General features: G+C 69.2%; 14 protein-coding genes and 2 pseudogenes. 11 read left to right on the top strand and 5 right to left on the bottom strand.

Features of this window, described 5'->3' with window-relative positions:
• The first annotated feature begins 694 nt into the window (after positions 1–694).
• Positions 695–2,875: a SpoIIE family protein phosphatase gene (locus QQM39_RS38795; protein ID WP_302002291.1), complete on the top strand. Its 2,181-nt coding sequence runs from the start codon at positions 695–697 to the stop codon at positions 2,873–2,875.
• Between the two features lie 38 nt (positions 2,876–2,913).
• Here QQM39_RS38795 and QQM39_RS38790 read toward each other — a convergent pair whose 3' ends face one another.
• Positions 2,914–4,323 (bottom strand): IS701 family transposase, encoded by a 1,410-nt coding sequence (locus QQM39_RS38790; RefSeq protein ID WP_302002290.1) that lies wholly within the window; start codon positions 4,321–4,323, stop codon positions 2,914–2,916.
• A 934-nt stretch (positions 4,324–5,257) separates the two neighbouring features.
• Here QQM39_RS38790 and QQM39_RS38785 point away from each other — a divergent pair.
• The 10 genes and pseudogenes from QQM39_RS38785 to QQM39_RS38740 all read left to right on the top strand — a co-directional run bounded on the left by QQM39_RS38785 (position 5,258) and on the right by QQM39_RS38740 (position 13,484).
• Positions 5,258–5,623, top strand: a complete 366-nt coding sequence (locus QQM39_RS38785) for a hypothetical protein (protein ID WP_302002289.1) — start codon at positions 5,258–5,260, stop codon at positions 5,621–5,623.
• 854 nt (positions 5,624–6,477) lie between these two features.
• Entirely contained in the window at positions 6,478–6,906 is a 429-nt protein-coding gene (locus QQM39_RS38780; RefSeq protein ID WP_302002288.1) for a hypothetical protein, read from the top strand.
• A gap of 42 nt (positions 6,907–6,948) precedes the next feature.
• Positions 6,949–7,311 (top strand): annotated as a pseudogene (locus tag QQM39_RS38775) (ATP-binding cassette domain-containing protein); the annotation flags it as partial.
• Between the two features lie 134 nt (positions 7,312–7,445).
• A complete protein-coding gene (locus QQM39_RS38770; protein ID WP_302002287.1) occupies positions 7,446–8,327 on the top strand; it encodes an aminoglycoside phosphotransferase family protein in 882 nt (293 codons plus the stop codon).
• A gap of 58 nt (positions 8,328–8,385) precedes the next feature.
• A complete protein-coding gene (locus QQM39_RS38765; RefSeq protein WP_302002286.1) occupies positions 8,386–9,669 on the top strand; it encodes an MFS transporter in 1,284 nt (427 codons plus the stop codon).
• Positions 9,666–10,247, top strand: coding sequence for a bifunctional 2-polyprenyl-6-hydroxyphenol methylase/3-demethylubiquinol 3-O-methyltransferase UbiG (locus QQM39_RS38760; RefSeq protein WP_302002285.1), 582 nt, complete (start codon positions 9,666–9,668; stop codon positions 10,245–10,247). Before QQM39_RS38765 ends, QQM39_RS38760 begins: the two co-directional genes overlap by 4 nt.
• Before the next feature lie 63 nt (positions 10,248–10,310).
• Positions 10,311–11,330, top strand: a complete 1,020-nt coding sequence (locus QQM39_RS38755; RefSeq protein WP_302002284.1) for a bifunctional class I SAM-dependent methyltransferase/NUDIX hydrolase — start codon at positions 10,311–10,313, stop codon at positions 11,328–11,330.
• A gap of 64 nt (positions 11,331–11,394) precedes the next feature.
• Positions 11,395–12,159 (top strand): PIG-L deacetylase family protein, encoded by a 765-nt coding sequence (locus tag QQM39_RS38750; RefSeq protein ID WP_367669708.1) that lies wholly within the window; start codon positions 11,395–11,397, stop codon positions 12,157–12,159.
• A gap of 62 nt (positions 12,160–12,221) precedes the next feature.
• A complete protein-coding gene (locus tag QQM39_RS38745) occupies positions 12,222–12,587 on the top strand; it encodes a MazG-like family protein (RefSeq protein WP_302002282.1) in 366 nt (121 codons plus the stop codon).
• A 3-nt stretch (positions 12,588–12,590) separates the two neighbouring features.
• Positions 12,591–13,484: a carbon-nitrogen hydrolase family protein gene (locus QQM39_RS38740; RefSeq protein WP_302002281.1), complete on the top strand. Its 894-nt coding sequence runs from the start codon at positions 12,591–12,593 to the stop codon at positions 13,482–13,484.
• A gap of 125 nt (positions 13,485–13,609) precedes the next feature.
• On the opposite strand, the gene QQM39_RS38735 is transcribed toward QQM39_RS38740, so the two are convergent.
• From QQM39_RS38735 to QQM39_RS38720, 4 genes and pseudogenes are all read right to left on the bottom strand, one after another.
• Complete coding sequence (locus tag QQM39_RS38735) at positions 13,610–14,176, bottom strand: peptide deformylase (protein ID WP_302002280.1); 567 nt, start codon at positions 14,174–14,176, stop codon at positions 13,610–13,612.
• 103 nt (positions 14,177–14,279) lie between these two features.
• Positions 14,280–15,126, bottom strand: a pseudogene (locus QQM39_RS38730) (NAD(P)-dependent oxidoreductase).
• A 342-nt stretch (positions 15,127–15,468) separates the two neighbouring features.
• Positions 15,469–15,735: a phosphotransferase gene (locus tag QQM39_RS38725; RefSeq protein ID WP_367669707.1), complete on the bottom strand. Its 267-nt coding sequence runs from the start codon at positions 15,733–15,735 to the stop codon at positions 15,469–15,471.
• The gene (locus tag QQM39_RS38720) at positions 15,687–16,346 is read right to left on the bottom strand and encodes a hypothetical protein (protein WP_302002278.1); all 660 of its coding nucleotides are present in this window, start codon (positions 16,344–16,346) and stop codon (positions 15,687–15,689) included. The genes QQM39_RS38725 and QQM39_RS38720 overlap by 49 nt, the downstream gene beginning before the upstream one ends.
• Positions 16,347–16,361: the final 15 nt, after the last annotated feature.

Raw genomic sequence — 16,361 nt, 5'->3', positions numbered from 1 at the left:
TACCCCTCCCCTTCTTCCGCGCAGCGGGGGTACGGGTCTGGCTGTTTCGCCTGGTCATTGCACCTTTTGGCTGTACTGCTGTTTTGTCGTCCGTGATACGGCCGTACCCCCATGCTGATCCGTCCTCGTGAGGCACGAGCGAGGCGGGGGTACGGGTCTGCTCCCGACGGGGCGCAGCCCCGGTTCATCGCCCTGCTGCCGCAGGCGGCACAGCCCTCGCCGCGCAGCGGATCCGGCCTCTCGCGACACCGTCGCTCCGGCTGTGGATAACGCTCTGCTCCATCGCTCGCTGCGGCGGCGCAGCCGGCCTCGCCCCGTCGCGTTGTGCTGGCTGCACCGACGTCGACGATTATCTAGTGCTGTCAAGCATCCCTACAGGTCAACGGGTTGATGCGGCGTAAGGCAAGTTGGTCATGTTCACGGCCGACCTGATCGCCGGGCACCGGCGGCTATGACCCCTCAGCCCACATCCTGCTCCGCCGTCGTAGCTCAGCCGTATCTGACTCATCCGCAGCCAGCCGTGTTCAGCGGTCGATTCCGTCGACGAGTCGATGGGCTATGCGTGTGGATCGGCGCGCTCTGCGCGACCGGCCTGTCCCACACTCATTACTCCTCGTTCGGCCATGCACACTTTTTGTAAGCACTACGCCTTGAGAGACGTGTCCGCCCGCAGGGCGAGCGTATATTCGGGTTTATGGGGACCGATGTCGATGTCCTCCTTTGCGATCTCGCTCGAGGGCTTAGGCCCCGATCGGATCAGTTGACCGACGCCCTGATACAGCGCCTGCGCAGCGATGTCCCCCAGCTGTGGAAGTTCGAGGACATCGCCGCTCCGGCACTGGTCGCCACGTCCGAGCACGTAAACAACTGGTTGGATGTTCTTGAATACGGTTTCGACGTGGCTGAGGTCAAAGCGCCGCCTGCAGCCGTTGAGTGTGCCCGTCTCATCGCTGAGCACGGGATTCCGATCAGTGTTCTCCTGCGTAGCTACCGGCTCGGCCATGCCAGTCTGCTTCAGCTGCTGCAAGAGGAGACAGCCCGTCTCATCAGGGACCCGGAACTCATCAACGCGGTGTCGATCGCACTGAGCGCGCTCGGTTTCGAGTACGTCGATCGCACATCGGAACAGGCCGTAGCCGCGTATCAGGAGGAACGTGACCGCCGACTGCAGCGGAAACTGATCGTGATAAACGAGGCCGGCACCCGGATCGGGACCACTCTCGACATCACCCACACCGCCCAGGAACTGGCAGATGTCGGAACCGACCACTTCGCTGACGTCGTCACCGTCGACCTAGTCGACGCAGCTTTCCGAGAAGCGCCGAGCAACCCGGCAGCCGATTCGCCGGCACTGCGCCGCATCGCCCAGCAGTCCGTAGGGGGCGACAGCCCGAACTCAGCCGTCGACACAGGGCAGATACACACCTACCCCGAAGGGTCGGAGGCCGCTCGCGCACTGGTCACCGGACATTCCCTGCTGCAGGTCACGAGTTCAGACAACCCATCAGGGTGGGCGGAGTCTCCGGACCGCAGCCCCACTCTCCACGTATCCGGTATCCACTCCATGCTTCTGGTACCGCTGTGCGCCCGCGGAAGCACTCTGGGCCTTGTGCAATTCCTCCGCCACCAAACCGCAGTACCCTTTGACGACGACGATCTGCTCCTCGCCCAGGAGATCGCCTCCAGGGCCGCTGTCAACATCGACAATGCCCGTCGCTACACCCACGAGCGTTCCACCGCACTCACCCTTCAGCGCAGCTTGCTGTCGCACCACGTCCCGGAACAGTCCGCCGTCGAGACAGCCTCCCGTTACCTTCCTTCCGGATCCCGCGCGGGAGTAGGCGGTGACTGGTACGACGTGATACCGCTATCCGGAGCCCGCGTCGCCCTCGTCGTCGGCGACGTGGTAGGCCGCGGCATCAACGCCGCAGCCACCATGGGCCGACTGCGGACGGCCGTCCGTACCCTGGCGGACATCGATCTGCCACCAGATGAATTGCTCACCCACCTGGACGATGTGGTCATCCGCCTCCAAAGCGAGGAAGAACGCGATTCCGACGAGATCAGCGCCACGTGCCTCTACGCGGTCTACGATCCGGTCTCCCGCCAGTGCTCCATCGCCAGTGCCGGACACGTAGTACCTACTGTGCTGACTCCCCGTACCGCAGATGGTGTTCCGGACTGCCGTGCAGTCGCCATCCCTGAGATGCCGATCGGCCCGCCACTGGGCCTGGGAGGCTTCCCCTTCGAAGCAGCCCAGTTCGAACTGCCAGAAGGCAGTCTCCTCGCCCTGTACACCGACGGCCTCATCGAAAGCCGCACTCGCGACGTGGACACGGCACTCACGTTGCTGCGCCGCACCCTCGCCCGGGCACCGGTGTCGTTGGAGGACACGTGCGACATCCTGCTGTCCGCGCTGCAACCCGGCAGCCCCATCGATGACATCGCTCTGCTCATGGCGCGTACCCGAGTTCTCGATGCCGACCATATTGCCACCTTGGACATCCCCCCCGATCCGGCGGTCGTCTCCAGAGCCCGCGCGTACGCCTCCGACCAGTTGGCCGCCTGGGGACTGGAAGAGATGGTCTTCAGCACGGAGCTCATGGTCAGTGAGTTGGTGACGAATGCGATCCGCTACGGCAAAGGCCCGATCCAGCTGCGGTTGATCCTTGAATCGGCCCTGACGTGCGAGGTGTCCGACACGAGCAGCACCGCTCCGCACATGCGCCGTGCCCGCGCATTCGACGAGGGCGGCCGCGGCCTGCTTCTGGTCGCCCAGATAGCCGCGCGCTGGGGCACTCGGCACAGCCGCGACGGAAAGGTCATCTGGGCGGAACAGCCCCTTGTGGACGCTCAGTCGAGCGCCGTTTCATAAATCAACTACCGGTAGTTCGTTAAATCCGGAGGTAGAGATCAAGGCCGTGTCCGGTGGTGACCGCGTCGATCAGGGCCTGGAGTTCGGAGGGTGGGTCTCTGTCCGTCCAGGATCGCCACCATCGGTTCAGGGTGGTGGTAGGGGTGAGCCAGGCGCGGACCGAACGTAATGCCTTGGGCCAGCAGGGCAGTTGGGGTGGGTGGGGTTCGGTTGGTCCCCCTCTCTGGCCCCTCGTCGGGGCACGGGTCCGGGGCGGTGTCGTCCAGGAGTCCGGGTGGGGTGAACCACTGGTCCCAGCAGAAGGAGAAGGCGCAGTTGACCAGGGTCTGGTGGCGGCGGATGGCGCGGTCGGAGCGGACCTGGAAGTCGGCCCAGCCGAGTTCGTCCTTGATCTGCTTGTAGCTCTGCTCGATCCATGGCCGCAGGCCGTAGAGGCGCACGATCTCGGCGAGGTCGGCCGGCGGATGCGGGCTGGTGGCGGCGTGGGGTGCGTCGGGGTGGGGCAGGTTGGTGGCCAGGTACCAAGTGGCCTTCTCTGGCAGCCGGGCTGGGCCGGTGGTGGCCACGATCAGCCGGCAGGGTGAGTCGGGGCCGTAGCCGCCCAGTCGGGCATCGGCGGCCCACCAGGTCTCGGTGTGCCCGTCGCGGAAGTGACGCTCCACGGCCCTCCAGTCGCCGGGGCGTCTGGCATCGAGCCAGGTCAGGGCGTGGGCGGCTTCGATGGCGGTGTGCGGCTGGTCGGCGCGGGCCCAGGTGCCACGGTGCGGCTTGAGCGCCACCACGTAGGCCAGGCCCGCCTCGCGCAGTGCCAAGTGCCAGTCGTCGCTGACGGAGTAGGCGCAGTCGGCGACCACCGCCCGGCAGGCGAAGCCCGCCTCCTTCCCGCGGGTCGCGAGAGCAGCGGACAGCTGTGGTTTCGTACGGAAGGCGGGATCGGACCGGCCGCGGGCGAAGTGGTGGGCAGGGGTGTAGGGGTGTGCGTGCAGCGGGTAGTAGACGCGGCCGTCGGTCCACACCGTGGTCACCGTGACGATGCCGTTGTCGGTCTTGCCCAGCCGGCCCAGCCACTGCCGGCCCACGTGCGCGGTCGCTCGGCCGTCCTTGCGGTCCCCGGAGTCGTCGATCACGATGACCCCGCCGTCGTGCGGAGCCGTCGCCGGCTCCTCGCGCAGCAGTTCAAGCCGCCGGTCGTTGATCTGCTCGGCCTCCCAGGGCGACTCGGACAGGAAGAACTGCAGCCGCTGCACCCCCGGCATTCCCGCACTGGCCACCGGCTCCGCCCCTGCCAGGCAGGTGATCGTCTTGTTCCGCTGCCGCGGCGCCAGCAGCCCGGTCAGATACTCACGAAACCCCCGCCGCTGGGCCAGGCTGAAGAAGAGGTCGTCGAACCGAGCCGCGTAGTCCTCCAACGGTCCCGGAGCGGGCGGACACGGACGGCGAGCAGTCATCTTCAGCCCCCAGTCAGGCAGTCGACTCCTACCACCGGCCTACGACCAACCCGACCCGTCGTCAATCCCCACCACCGGCCGGATTTAACGAACTACCGGTAACTGTATGCACCGCATGGGACCACTGAATCGCTCCGAAATTGATGGAGGCTCTGTGCGTTGACTCCAGATGCTGGCCGAGGCTGGTGTTGAGCGTAGTGGTCGGTCTCTTATGGACACAGGCCCGGTCGTCACTCTTGAGCCCCACAAGGTAGGCACACGCCTCGATGTGCAGCTCGAAGGCATCGTTGACCACGACCCAGTACGTAGACCCGTCACCCGATATGGCCCGCTCAGCCCGGTAGTGCCGGTACAAGACAGCAGACGTAGCCAACGTGCCTAACACCCCTTGGATACCGGTAAGGCAAGTACAGAACTACCCTACTTGCCTTACATAACTGACGTCGTTTAAGGACCCAAGATAAGGATTCACCTCACTCCGGTCGTTGCTCTGGTGCTGCCGCGGCAGCGTGCCAGCACTTTATGCACCGCGTCCGAGGCGGGGGTTCGGCACTACCTTGTCGACGCACGATCCGGCCCCGGGCTGTGTTCCATTTCGCGCCTGCGCGGCGAGCCTGGGGTGTTCCCTCGTGGACGCATCAGAAGAAGAGAGGCTGACTGCCGCGACCAGCTCCAGCGCCATCGGGCCGTTGCCGTCTTCCTCCAGGGGCAGCCTCCGCAGCAAAGGCCTCCGCTCTTCCTGTACCCCACGGTCGTTTGGAGCCACTGACACATCCCCCTTACCGCCCCGGCGCAACCCGTTGGCGGAGCCTGAGGAATGCCCTCGCGGGCTCGGTTCCACAGCCCGGCGGAGCGTATGATGTGCGTCACCATTTCAAGATTCATTGCCGGTTTGAGTCCGTGCCGAGCCTGAAGAGTGAAGGTGTCGCTCAACTTGGTGCTGGAGGACTTGATGATCCCGTCGAAGACGCTTCTGCCGACGATTACGCCGGAGGGGACGTACGGGCAGCTCGTGGAGCTGATCACGGCTGTTTCGGAGCTCGACGATCAGGCGGCAGAAGGGCTTGCGGACCGCCTGCTGTTCCGGTTGGGGCTCTACGGCCCTACCCCTGAACGGGTGGACGACTTGTGTGCGGCGATGTTCTTCGACGCCGATCCGGAGGACGGCGGCTGGGTGCAGTGCGGCAAGACGCCGGGGCACATCCGGCGTGGCGATCCGCTGCACAAAGGCTGGTGGGGCGGACGGCGTTGGCGCGACGACCACCGGCAGGCCGTGGTCGCTGACGGCGACGAGGGGTGACGTGGCGGCGGCCGGAACAGCCGGCTCCGGCCGCCGCACCAGTGCTGCGCCATCACCGTGCACGGCTCACCGGCTGTTGTGCTGATCTCGCTCCGCCGACGTTCCGTGGCTGCGCTGCCGTGCCCGCCGACGGGCTTCGGCAAGGGGCACAGACAGGCTTTTCGGCCGCATGAAACAGCAATGAAACAGCGTCTCCATCGCGTCTCTGAGGTGACTCATCGGGACACACTCCCGAGACGCGACAGGGACGCCGATAAGACGCCGATTGGTTGCGGCGAGCTTCTCAGAGTCCTGTGCGTGTCCCCCTGATGCCTCGCGTGCGCTCCAACAGTGCCGTCATGGTGTCGCACACAGTGCCCTCGGAGGACACATCTGTGTAGGGGTGCCAGGTGGCGTCTCTCAGGAGTCACAGTCGGGACACCGACGGGGCCTTATACGTACCCTCATGCGGCTTCCCCGGGGCGGCGCCGTGACCCCAGGTGTCTCGCAGGTGTCCCGTGGGAGCCGTTGTTGCGTCGCATGTGGGGCTCATAGGCACATGGTGCCGGCGGCTTGCACACGGTCGTCCCAGGCGGGGGCGCTGCGGTGTCTCGCAGGTGTCCCTGCCAGTACTCAATAGGGCCACCAATGGCGCCCACATCGCGTATCGAATGGGACTTGCATAGGACTCGATAGGGACACTAGAGTGGACTCGCGTCGATTCGCATTCGAGGGGAGACGTGAAAGGCGGTGAGTCCATGTGACAGAGCGAGAGGCATCCGGCGAACGACCGGATGAAGTGCAGGAGCGAGTGGCAGGGCGAGGTGAGTGCAATGGCGAATCAGTCGGGTGAACCTCGCAAGGTCCGCTGGACCGTGCCCGCTGCCGACACCTCGGTGATCGAGTGGCTCGATCAGCAGGAGAACATCTCGCAGTCGCTGCGACTGCTCATTCGGGAGTCCATTCAGCGCGACGGATACGTCGACGTCTACTACAAGCCCGTCGAGCAGCTGCCGCGTCGTGGTCGGCCGCCGCTGGAAAGCACCGAGCAGCACGAGGACGACGAGGCCACAACCGATCGCCGTCCGGCCGCCAGGCCGGTTCAGCCGCAGCCGCAGCCCGTGGTCACCGACCAGGCCGACGCCGTCGTCGAGAAGACAGCACCAGCGCCGGTAGCACAGCCTGAGCCGGTTCCCGCACCGGTTGAGACGGCCGAGGAGCCCGCGGCAAGCGCCCCCAGCGCACCGCCGGAGCCACCGAAGCAGGCATCCATCGACGAAATCATGGCGAGTACTCGGCGCTGAGTGACGCGGTGAATTTCATTTTCCAGGCAGACAACACAGACACTACCCGCAGGCCTTGGCACTCTCCTGGCCCGCGATGTCTTCGGCGGCTCGGAGCTCTCCGGCGGTCAGTGGCAGCGCGTGGCGTGTTCGAGGGCCCTGTACAGGCGCCCGGGGCTGCTGATCCTGGACGAGCCCACCTCCCAGATGGACCCGCGTGGCGAGCACCAGATCTTCGAGCAGATCAAGGCCATCGCCGCCGACCGCATCACGATCGTGGTCACGCACCGCCTGGAGAACACCAAGATCGCCGACCACATCGTCGTGATGGAGCACGGCCGGATCACCGAACAGGGAAGGTACGAGGACCTCGTCCACGCCGGCGGAACCTTCGCCGAACTCCTGGAACTCTCCCAGGACCGCTGATCCGCCTCGCGCCCGTCCCGCCCCGGCGGGACGGGGCCCCATCAAGGAGGACCCGTGCCCCCATCCCTCGCCTCTGCCGACGACCTTGCCTTCCGCTCCCCGTGTGCTTCGTACCCGAGCGCGAGGTGCACGGCGTGAGGCAGACGAAACCCCTGCCTACGACAGTGCAGTGCTGGGCGGAGCAGCGAACCGGGCCGGTCGTGGCCGTACGCGACGCCTCGCACGACTGGCACCGCTCCCGGGTGTGGGAGCTGACCGGCGAGGGCGGGGCCCGCTGGTACGTGAAGGTCTCCCCCTCGGCGAAGTTCTTCGCCCGCGAGACGCACGCCTACCGCCATCTCGTTCCCGCGCTCGGGCACAGCCGGGCACCACAGCTCCTCGACAGCCGCGCGGACGACCTGGCCTTGCTGCTCACGGTCGCGCCCGGCGCTCCGGCGCCGGGTCTGGGTCTGACCTCCGCCGCGTGGCGGGCCGTGCACGCGCAGGCCGGCATGCTGTGCGCCCGGCTCCACGAAGCCGGTGAACTCGACCGCTCCGGCCGAGCGGAGGCCGAAGCCTCGTTGACAGCCGCGGCCGACGGCGCGGAGAAGTACCTGGGCCGCGCCGGGGATCGGCTCACCGGGGGCGAGCAGCAGCTGGTCCGCGACTACGCGGCCCAACTCCGCCGCGTCGGCCGGGTGCCGCTCGGCTACATCCACGGCGACAACCAGCCGCGAAACTGGCTGTGGTCTGGGGCGATGGCGTTCGTCGACTTCGAGCGGACCCGGCCGGCCGCTCGTGTGCAGGACCTGGTCATCCTCGCCGTCACCGAGTGGCTCGACCACCCCGACCGCGAGCAGGCCTTCTTCCAGGCGTACGGGCGAGTGCTCACCGGTGCCGAGCGGCACGCGCTGCGCTGTCTGACCGCGCTGGACGCGGTCAACTGCCTGGCCCGGGTTCCGGACAACCATCATCCCGAGGTCACCGCCCGGGGCCGGCGGACCTTGGACCGGCTCATGAAGGAGGACAGGCCGTGAGCGACGTCCACCGGAGCATCGCGTACGTTTCGGAACTGACCGGCGGGGGCGAGGCTTCGTGACGGTCGCCGCCCGAGCCGCGAGGAGCACCGCGTGGTCGAGGCCCCCTTTCCGGTTCCTGCTCGGAGCCGAGGCCGTGACCCTGTCCGGGGCGGCGGTGAGCACCGTCGCTCTGCCTGCGCTGGCTGTGCTGGAGCTGCGTGCGTCCACCACCGAGGTCGCCGTGCTCGCGTTCCTCGGACAGCTTCCGAACGCGGTCGCGCTGTGGGCGGGGGCGCTGTCCGACAGGCATCCCAAGCGGCCTCAGCTGATCGCGTCGGACGTGGCGGCGGCCGGCGCGCTGGTGACCATCCCGGCCGCCGCCCTCGCTGGGGTGCTCACGGTCGGGCAGCTGTGCGCGGTCGCGGTCGTGCTCGGGGCGGCCAAGGTGGTGCACGACGCGGCGGCCATCAGCCTCCTGCCGGCCCTGGTCGGTCCGGATCAGCTCCACGACGCGAACTCGAAGATCGGTGCGGCGTCCTCGGTGGCCGACAGCGCTGGCACCAACGCCGGTGCGCTCCTGGTCGGTGCCGTCGGCCCCGCCCGCTCGGTCCTTGTCGACGCCGTGTCCTTCGTTGTCTCCGCGGTGCTCATCTGGCGCATGCGCGTCCCCGAGGCCGCCATCGCGCCGCGCGCCCGCACCGGCTTGGCGCGGGACATCGCCGACGGCGTGCACTACGTGGCCCGGCAGCCCACGATCCGCATCGTGATCGCCGCGCTGTCGACCCTCTCCTTCGGCCTGGCGGTCATGAACACGTACTGGGCGTACTACCTGCTGGACCGGCTCGGGGCTTCCCCGTCCGCGTTCGGCGTGATCATGAGCATCGGGGGTGCCGGCGGGGTGGCCGGTGCGCTGCTCGCGCCGAGGATCGCCGCCCGGATCGGTATAGGCCCAACGATCATCGTGGGGTTCGCGGTCAGTCCCCTCGCCCAGGTGCCCCTACTGTGCGCCGGGCCAGGACTGCGGTGGCAGATCGTCCTGGCCGCCACGCTGGCGGTGCAGTTGTTCTGGGCGACGGCGTCGGGGACCAGCCAGCGGTCCCTGCGCCAGGCCGTGTGCGACCCGGCCTTCCAGGGCCGGATGCAGTCCGCCAGCACCACGCTCACCGCCGGGGCACGCCCGCTCGCCGCCGCCACCGCCGGCGGCCTGGTCCTCCTCCTCGACGTCCGGGCCACCCTCGCCGTCGGCGCGCTCCTCCAAGTCGTACCCGCCGTCCTGCTGCTGGCCTCCCCCATCCGCACGCTGCGGAAGATCCCCGCCCGCGCGGCCGTGCCGCCAGCCCGAGAAGGAGCCCCTTCATGACCACCGCGTCCACCGCGGCCGCGACCTACTGGGAGCCGCTCTGGTCCCAGGGCCGCCGCTACCGGCAGCTCGACGACACCGAGAACCGGCTGCTGGAAGACCACCTCGGCCCCGGTCGCGACCGCCCCGCCCTCGACATCGGCTGCGGCGACGGCTCGCTCGCCCGGCGCCTCGCCGAACTCGGCTACCGCGCCACCGGCATCGACTGCTCCCCCAGCGCCATCGAGTTCGCCGCCGCCCAGGACACCGGGCCCGGCCACGAACCGGTCTGGCGGTGCATGGACATCACCACCGACGACCTCCGTGCCCTGCCCGAGCCGGCGTACGCGGTCGTCACCTGCCGCCTGGTCTACCGGTGGATCGACGACAAAGCCGCCTTCCTTGGCCGCGTCCGCCACCTCCTTGCCCCGGGCGGGACCTTCTGGGTGGTCACCGAGATCTCCGGGCGCCGCCCCGCTACCGACCCCTTGCAGGGCCTCGGAATCACCCCCGCCCAGGCCGAGATCCTCACCGCGGGATGGTCCTCCGTCCACACCGCCGACCTCGACGTCCTGCGCTGCTACGTCCTGCGCCCCTAATCCCCCGCCGCCCCGCGACCTGATGGAGAACCTGGTGACCACCGAATCGGAGACCGTCGAGACGTGAACGGGCTGCGCGTCCTCGACCTCGGCAGCGGCCTTGGCCGGCACGCCGCTCACCTCGCCGCCCGGGGCGCCGACGTCACCGCCGTGGACGCCTCCCCCGCCCAGCACCAGCGCGCCCTCGCCCGCTACCCGGACACCCCGAGCCTGCACCTGGTATGCGCCGACGCCGTGGCCCACCTGCGCGACGCCGATCCGTACGACCTGATCTACTCCGTCTGCTCCATGCCGTACCTGGACCCCGACCGGCTGCTGCCCGTCCTGGCCAACGGCCTTGAACCGGGCGGCCGACTGCTCTTCTCCGCGCTGCACACCAATTCGGCCGGCGCCGGGCCGTCGAACGAGGTCGCTCCGCGACCCGAGATCCTGCGGCTGCCCGGCACCACCGACGATCACCCCGTCGACATGTGGGTCCTTACCGCGCAGCTGTCGGAGGACCTCCTGGTCCAGCACGGTCTCACCATGGAGGCGGTCACCGCGATCGACTCCGACAAGCCGGACAACCACGTCTCCTACCGGCTGTACGCCGCCCGCCGCCCGCAGCGCGTACCGAGCCGCCCCCGCACCAACGCACCGCCCCCGCCGAATACCGCGCTGGGCGTCGGCGTGATCGTGCACGGCCCGGACGGAGTCCTGCTCGGGCGGCACCGGCGCCGTACGTGGGAGCTCGCAGGCGGAACCGTCGAACCGGGAGAGACCCTCGCTCAGGCCGCCGTCCGCGAGCTCCGCGAGGAAGCCGGCCTCGTAGCGGCTCCCGGCGACGTACGGGTTCTGGGCACGCTCCTGGACCGGGTGGGCGACGTCGTCCGGGTGACGGTGCCCGTCGTCGTCACGCAGTGGTCCGGCGTCCCGGAGCAGCGCGAGGAGGCCATCGGATCCTGGCGGTTCTGGCCCACGGACGCGCTGCCCGGCCCGCTGTTCGTACCGAGCGCCCAGTGCCTGACCGCCTGGAACCCGAATCTGCCGCTCGACCACCCGCCCGTCCACTTCCAGGCCTACCGCTCTCCCGGCCGTTCCTAGCCCGGCGCCCACTCCCCACCGCGTTCGACAGGAAGGCACCATCGTGACTCCGCCCCCTACAGATGTGTCCCGCCCGTCCCTTCTGGGGGTCTTCGCCCACCCCGACGACGAATCTCTCCTGGCCGGCGGCGTCCTCGCGCAGCACGCCGCCGCGGGCGCCGCGACCGCCGTGGTCACGGCCACCTGGGCCCCCGACACCCGCCGAGCCGCTGAGCTCGCGGACGCGCTTGCGGTCCTGGGGGCTGGGAAGCCCCGGATGCTCGGCTACGCCGACGCCCGGGTCCCCCAGTCCGCTTCCGGCATGCCCCGCCTGTGCGACGCCCCCCTCGATGACGTGGTCGACGTGCTCGTCAGACACATTCGCGAGCTGCGGCCGGACATCGTCGTCACGCACGACGCGTACGGGCAGCTCACCGGTCACCCCGACCACATCCACACCCACCGCGTGACCCTGCTCGCCGTACACGCCGCCGGGCTCCGCCACCTCTACCCGCACGCCGGCGCCCCCTGGCAGCCCAGCGCCCTGTACGTGGCCACGCACCCGGAATGGGGCATCGACGACCTCGGCAGCCTTCTCCAGCGTGTCGGCAAGACGATCCACAGCGCCCCCGATGAACAGGTGACCGCGACCGTCGATGTGGGTCCCTGGGTGCAGACGAAGTGGCGGGCGATCCTCGCTCACCGAAGCCAGGTCGAGAGCCAGCGCCCCCTGCCAGCTCTTCGGTCCGGCCTCACTGCCGACGCCCGGCACCGGATCCTCGCCACCGAGTGGTTCACGCGCCTGGACACCAAGCCCGCGCCCGGGCTGCAACGGGATCTGACGCCCTGACTCCCTTCATCGTCCGACAACGCCGACACCCACCCCCTTCGCCAACCCTCAAGGAGCGCCCGTTGACAGCACACCCGTCGAACCCACCGCTGTGGGACGTGATCGGCCAGCTTGCCGCCCTCTTCACCGGCCTGGACTTAGAACGCGGGATGACCCCAGAGCAGCAGTGGACGCTGCAGGTCCTCAAGCTCACCGAGGAGGTCGGCGAGTCCGCGCAGGCCGTGGTCGGCGCCTGGGGCACCAACCCCCGGAAGGGACAAAGCCACACGTGGCGACACGTTCAGGAAGAGGTAGCCGACACCGCGATCACCAGCCTGGTCACGCTGCATCGGATGCTCGGCGACGAGGCACCCGCGTTCCTGGCCGACGTTCTCGCCCAGAAGTCCGCGAAGTTCCTCCCCCAGAGCAGTCGCATCGAGGAGGTGTGAGCCATGGCGAGGACATTGCGGCTGGCTGTCGCGCAGAGCACCGTGCCGGAGGACCCCACAGACCGCGGCGCGCTGCGGGCGGCTGGGCAGGAGATCCGGGCCCTGATGGCCGAGGCCGCCGGGGCGGGGGCGCAGCTGGTGCAGTTCCCTGAGGGGGCGATCACCTACCCGAGCAAGCACGTGATGGCGGCTGGACCTGACGGGAAGCTGGTCCCGGCCGACTGGAGCCGTGCCGCCTGGGACGTCCTGCATGAGGAGGCCGAGGCAATCGCCGCGCTGGCTGGAGAACTACGGCTGTGGACGGCGTTCGGTTCGCTCCACCCCCTCACGCCTCCGAACAGGCCCCACAACAGCCTCTTCGTCGTCTCCGACCGCGGCGAGCTGGTCGCCAGGTACGACAAGCGGTTCCTGTCGCATACCGGGGTCTCCTACCTGTACACCCCGGGCCGCGAGCCGCTGGTCTTCGAGGTAGACGGCGTCCGAATCGGCTGCGCGCTGTGCGTGGAGGCGAACTTCCCGCCGCTCTTCGCCGAGTACGAGCGCCTGGGCGTCGACTGCGTCCTGCTCTCCGTGATGGTCGACGACGCTCCGAGGGCGCGCGTCGCCCAGGCCTACGGGACGCTGTACTGCTACTGGGTGGGCTACGCCGTGCCGGCGCAGTTCAGCGCCACGGTGCCGTCCGGGATCGTGGCGCCCGGCGGCAGGTGGCTGGCGCAGTGCCCCGCCGACGGGCAACCCGCTCTGGCGGTCGCGGACATCGACCTCGACTCGGCCGACCCGGACATCGACGTGGCCGTTCGGTACGCCAGGCCTTGGCGCCGCCGGGCGCAGGAAGGGCTCTACGAGGACCGACTGGTAGCCGGGGACCCGCGCAGCGACATCCGCACGGCCTTCTGAGAACGCCCGCGCGCCTGACCCGCCAGAGCTTCTTGGTGTCTCGTCGGATCGCGGTGCTCCCCCAGCGGCCGCTGGGGGAGCACCGCGAGGATGTCCCGCCCGTCCACGGTCGGCCCCGCCTCCTTCTACTCGTACGACCAGGGCCGGCCAGTGGCCTCGGCCGTCCTGCGGTACTCCTCGACCGGGACCGGCCTCACACCGGGCCGCATCCGGTCCATCAGCAGAAGTCCGTCGAGGTGATCAATTTCGTGCGCGATGAGCCGCGCATCACCCCGCTCGTAGACGGCCTTCTCGATACTGCCCGCTGCTGTCATCGTTTCCACCGTGATCCGCAGGGGTCGGGGAACCTGTGCCCGTACGTCGAAGAACGACAGGCACCCTTCGAACCTCTCGTCCACGTCTTCAGAGGCGCCGGTGACACGGGGGTTGAGCAGAACGATCGGGTCGGATCCAGGAGGCTGGACGACGGCTACCGACCGGCCGATGCCGATCTGCGGGGCAGCCAGGCCCAGGCCCTTGCCAGAGAAGTCGTGCGTGCGACGGATGCGCTCCATAACGTCAAGGAGCTGAACGACGACGGTGTCGATGGTTTCCCGCTCGTCGGGGAGTGCGAAGGGGCGGGCAGGGTCACGCAGGACAGGCGCGCCGTACTGAACGATGCCGAGATCGCGCATCTGCTGGCTGGGCCGCATCGGACCATCTCCCCCTTCGCGAACGGTCATGGAGAGTCTGCCCCACGGCTTGTCACGGGGCGGCGCGTTTCGCCCTCAATAGGGGCACGGTGGTGGGCATCGGTCAGGTCAGCTCCGGGCTGTTCCCGCTCAGGAACTCGCGGGCGCCGCGGAGCCGGGTGCGCAGCATCTGCTGGGTGGTGCGGCTGTCGAGTCGTACGTCGAGCCCGCCGGGCAGTCCCGTATCGGAGCGGCGTGCGGGGGGGCAGCCGGGCGGGGTCGAGCCCGTCGCGGCGGGCGATGAGCTCGCCTAGCTCGTAACGGCTGAGGGCGTCCGGCCCAGCGAGGTGGAACACGCCAACGGCGTCGGACCGGGTGATCTCCCACAGAGCGGCAGCCAGGTCTGTCACGTGGACAGGGCAACGGATGTCGTCGGTGAACAAGGCGCCCTGCCGGGTGCCGTCGGCCAGCGCGTGCACCAGCCGCTCGTGCTCGGACCGACCGTTGCCGATGATCAGGGAAGTACGGGCGACGGCCGCCGTGTCGGGGCACAGGAGGCGTACGGCGGTCTCGGCGGCTGCCTTCGCGGCCCCGTAGGGGGTAAGGGGGTCCGGAAGGCAGGACTCGTCATAGCAGTGGCGGCCCGTCCCGGAGAAGACTGCGTCGCTGGAGACGTGCACCAGGCGGATGCCGCGGCCGGCCGCGGCTTGGGCAATGCGGATCCCGCCTTCAGCGGTGACCGCCCAGTCCGCTCCGCCACTCGTCGCGTTGATCACCACGACCGGAGCCACCGTGTCGAGGACTTCCTCCAGGCGGAGGGCGTCGCGAAGGTCGAGGTGATGCCAGGTCGCCCCGTCGTGGCCGCCGGGGCGGGAATGGAACGTGGCGACCGGGTGCAGGCCCGCGGACACCGCCTGGCGTACTAGCTCGGCGCCCAGGAAGCCGTTGCCGCCGATGATCAGCACAGTCATGCCGCCTCACGCTACGGGCGAGCGCCATCGCCCCGAGCCACTTCGGCCGAAATCGGGGCAGGGCCTCGATGTACTGCTCGGACGGGAGCCAGGTACCGGCTGCGGCGTCGAGGCGCGGCGGGAAGGCAATCAGCTGCTCCAGTCCAGGTCGCGCAGGACGGTGACGGCCCACTGGTAGTGGCCGGTGGCCTGGATCGGCTTGTGGTTCTCGGGATACAGGTCGCAGGTGAGGATCGCGATGACCTCGGCGTAGGCGCGCAGGAGGTGGCGGCGGCCGGCGAGGGTGCGGTCGGCGGCCTGGTTGTGCAGGCGCCGCCAGACGGTGAGGCGGTCGTTCTCGTACTAGCGGTAGTAGATGCAGGCGCCAGCGACGTCGTAGAACGGGTCGCCGGTCATGGTGAAGGTGCCGAAGTCGACGACCGCGGACACGCTCCCGCCGGCGAGCAGGAGGTTGTCGGGGTAGAGGTCGCCGTGGACGACGGCCTCGGGCCCGGTGTACTCGCTGTCGAGCAGGGTGTGCAGGTCCTTGACGACGGTGTCCATGCGGGGGACGTCGGCGCTCAGGATGTCGTGGACGGCCTCGAGCCGGGTGTCGAGTAGGCGGCGCAGGAGGGGGTGCCAGTCGAGGCCGGGGTCGGGGCCGGGCGTGCCGGGGCCGGCCAGGAGCGTGCGGGGCCCGCGTCGCCGGGCGGGGGCAGGGCGCCGAGGGCAGTGACGGCGTCGAGGTAGAGGGCCTCGGTCTCGGGGGTGGTCAGGTCGCAGACCTCGCCCATCGGCCGGCCGGGCAGGAGCGCCTCGCGGGTGGCCAGGAGGGGGCCGTGCTGCTCGACCGCGTGGATGACGGGCAGGGCGTAGGGCACCCGGTCGCGGTCGAGGTGGTCGTAGAAGGTGCGCAGGGTCTGCAGCCGGGCGGCCTGGGTGCCGTCGGGGTCGGCGTACACCTTGAGCACCTGCTCGGCGTCGAGGAGGTAGACCTTGGCCTCGGTGCCGGTGGCGATGAGGTCGAGGGAGTTGAGCTGGTGGGCGGCGAGGAGGTCGCGTTCGGCCTGGGCGGTGATGTCGCTGACGTCGCGTCGGTGGATGACGGGGCGGCTCCGGGGGTTGTGGCGAGGACGACGGTTCGGTTGGCGGCCACAGTCAGCGGGCCGCGTCGAGCTCCGGTGTACCAGAATTGACGGCGTGCCAGACGTCCGCAGCGGGCGCCGGCCACGAGTGTTCATCGATCCGCCGGGGTG

Origin of the sequence: Streptomyces sp. DT2A-34 (genome assembly GCF_030499515.1) — a bacterium.
In the GTDB taxonomy this organism is placed as follows: Bacteria; Actinomycetota; Actinomycetes; order Streptomycetales; family Streptomycetaceae; genus Streptomyces.
This window is presented reverse-complemented; position numbering and strand designations above follow the sequence as displayed.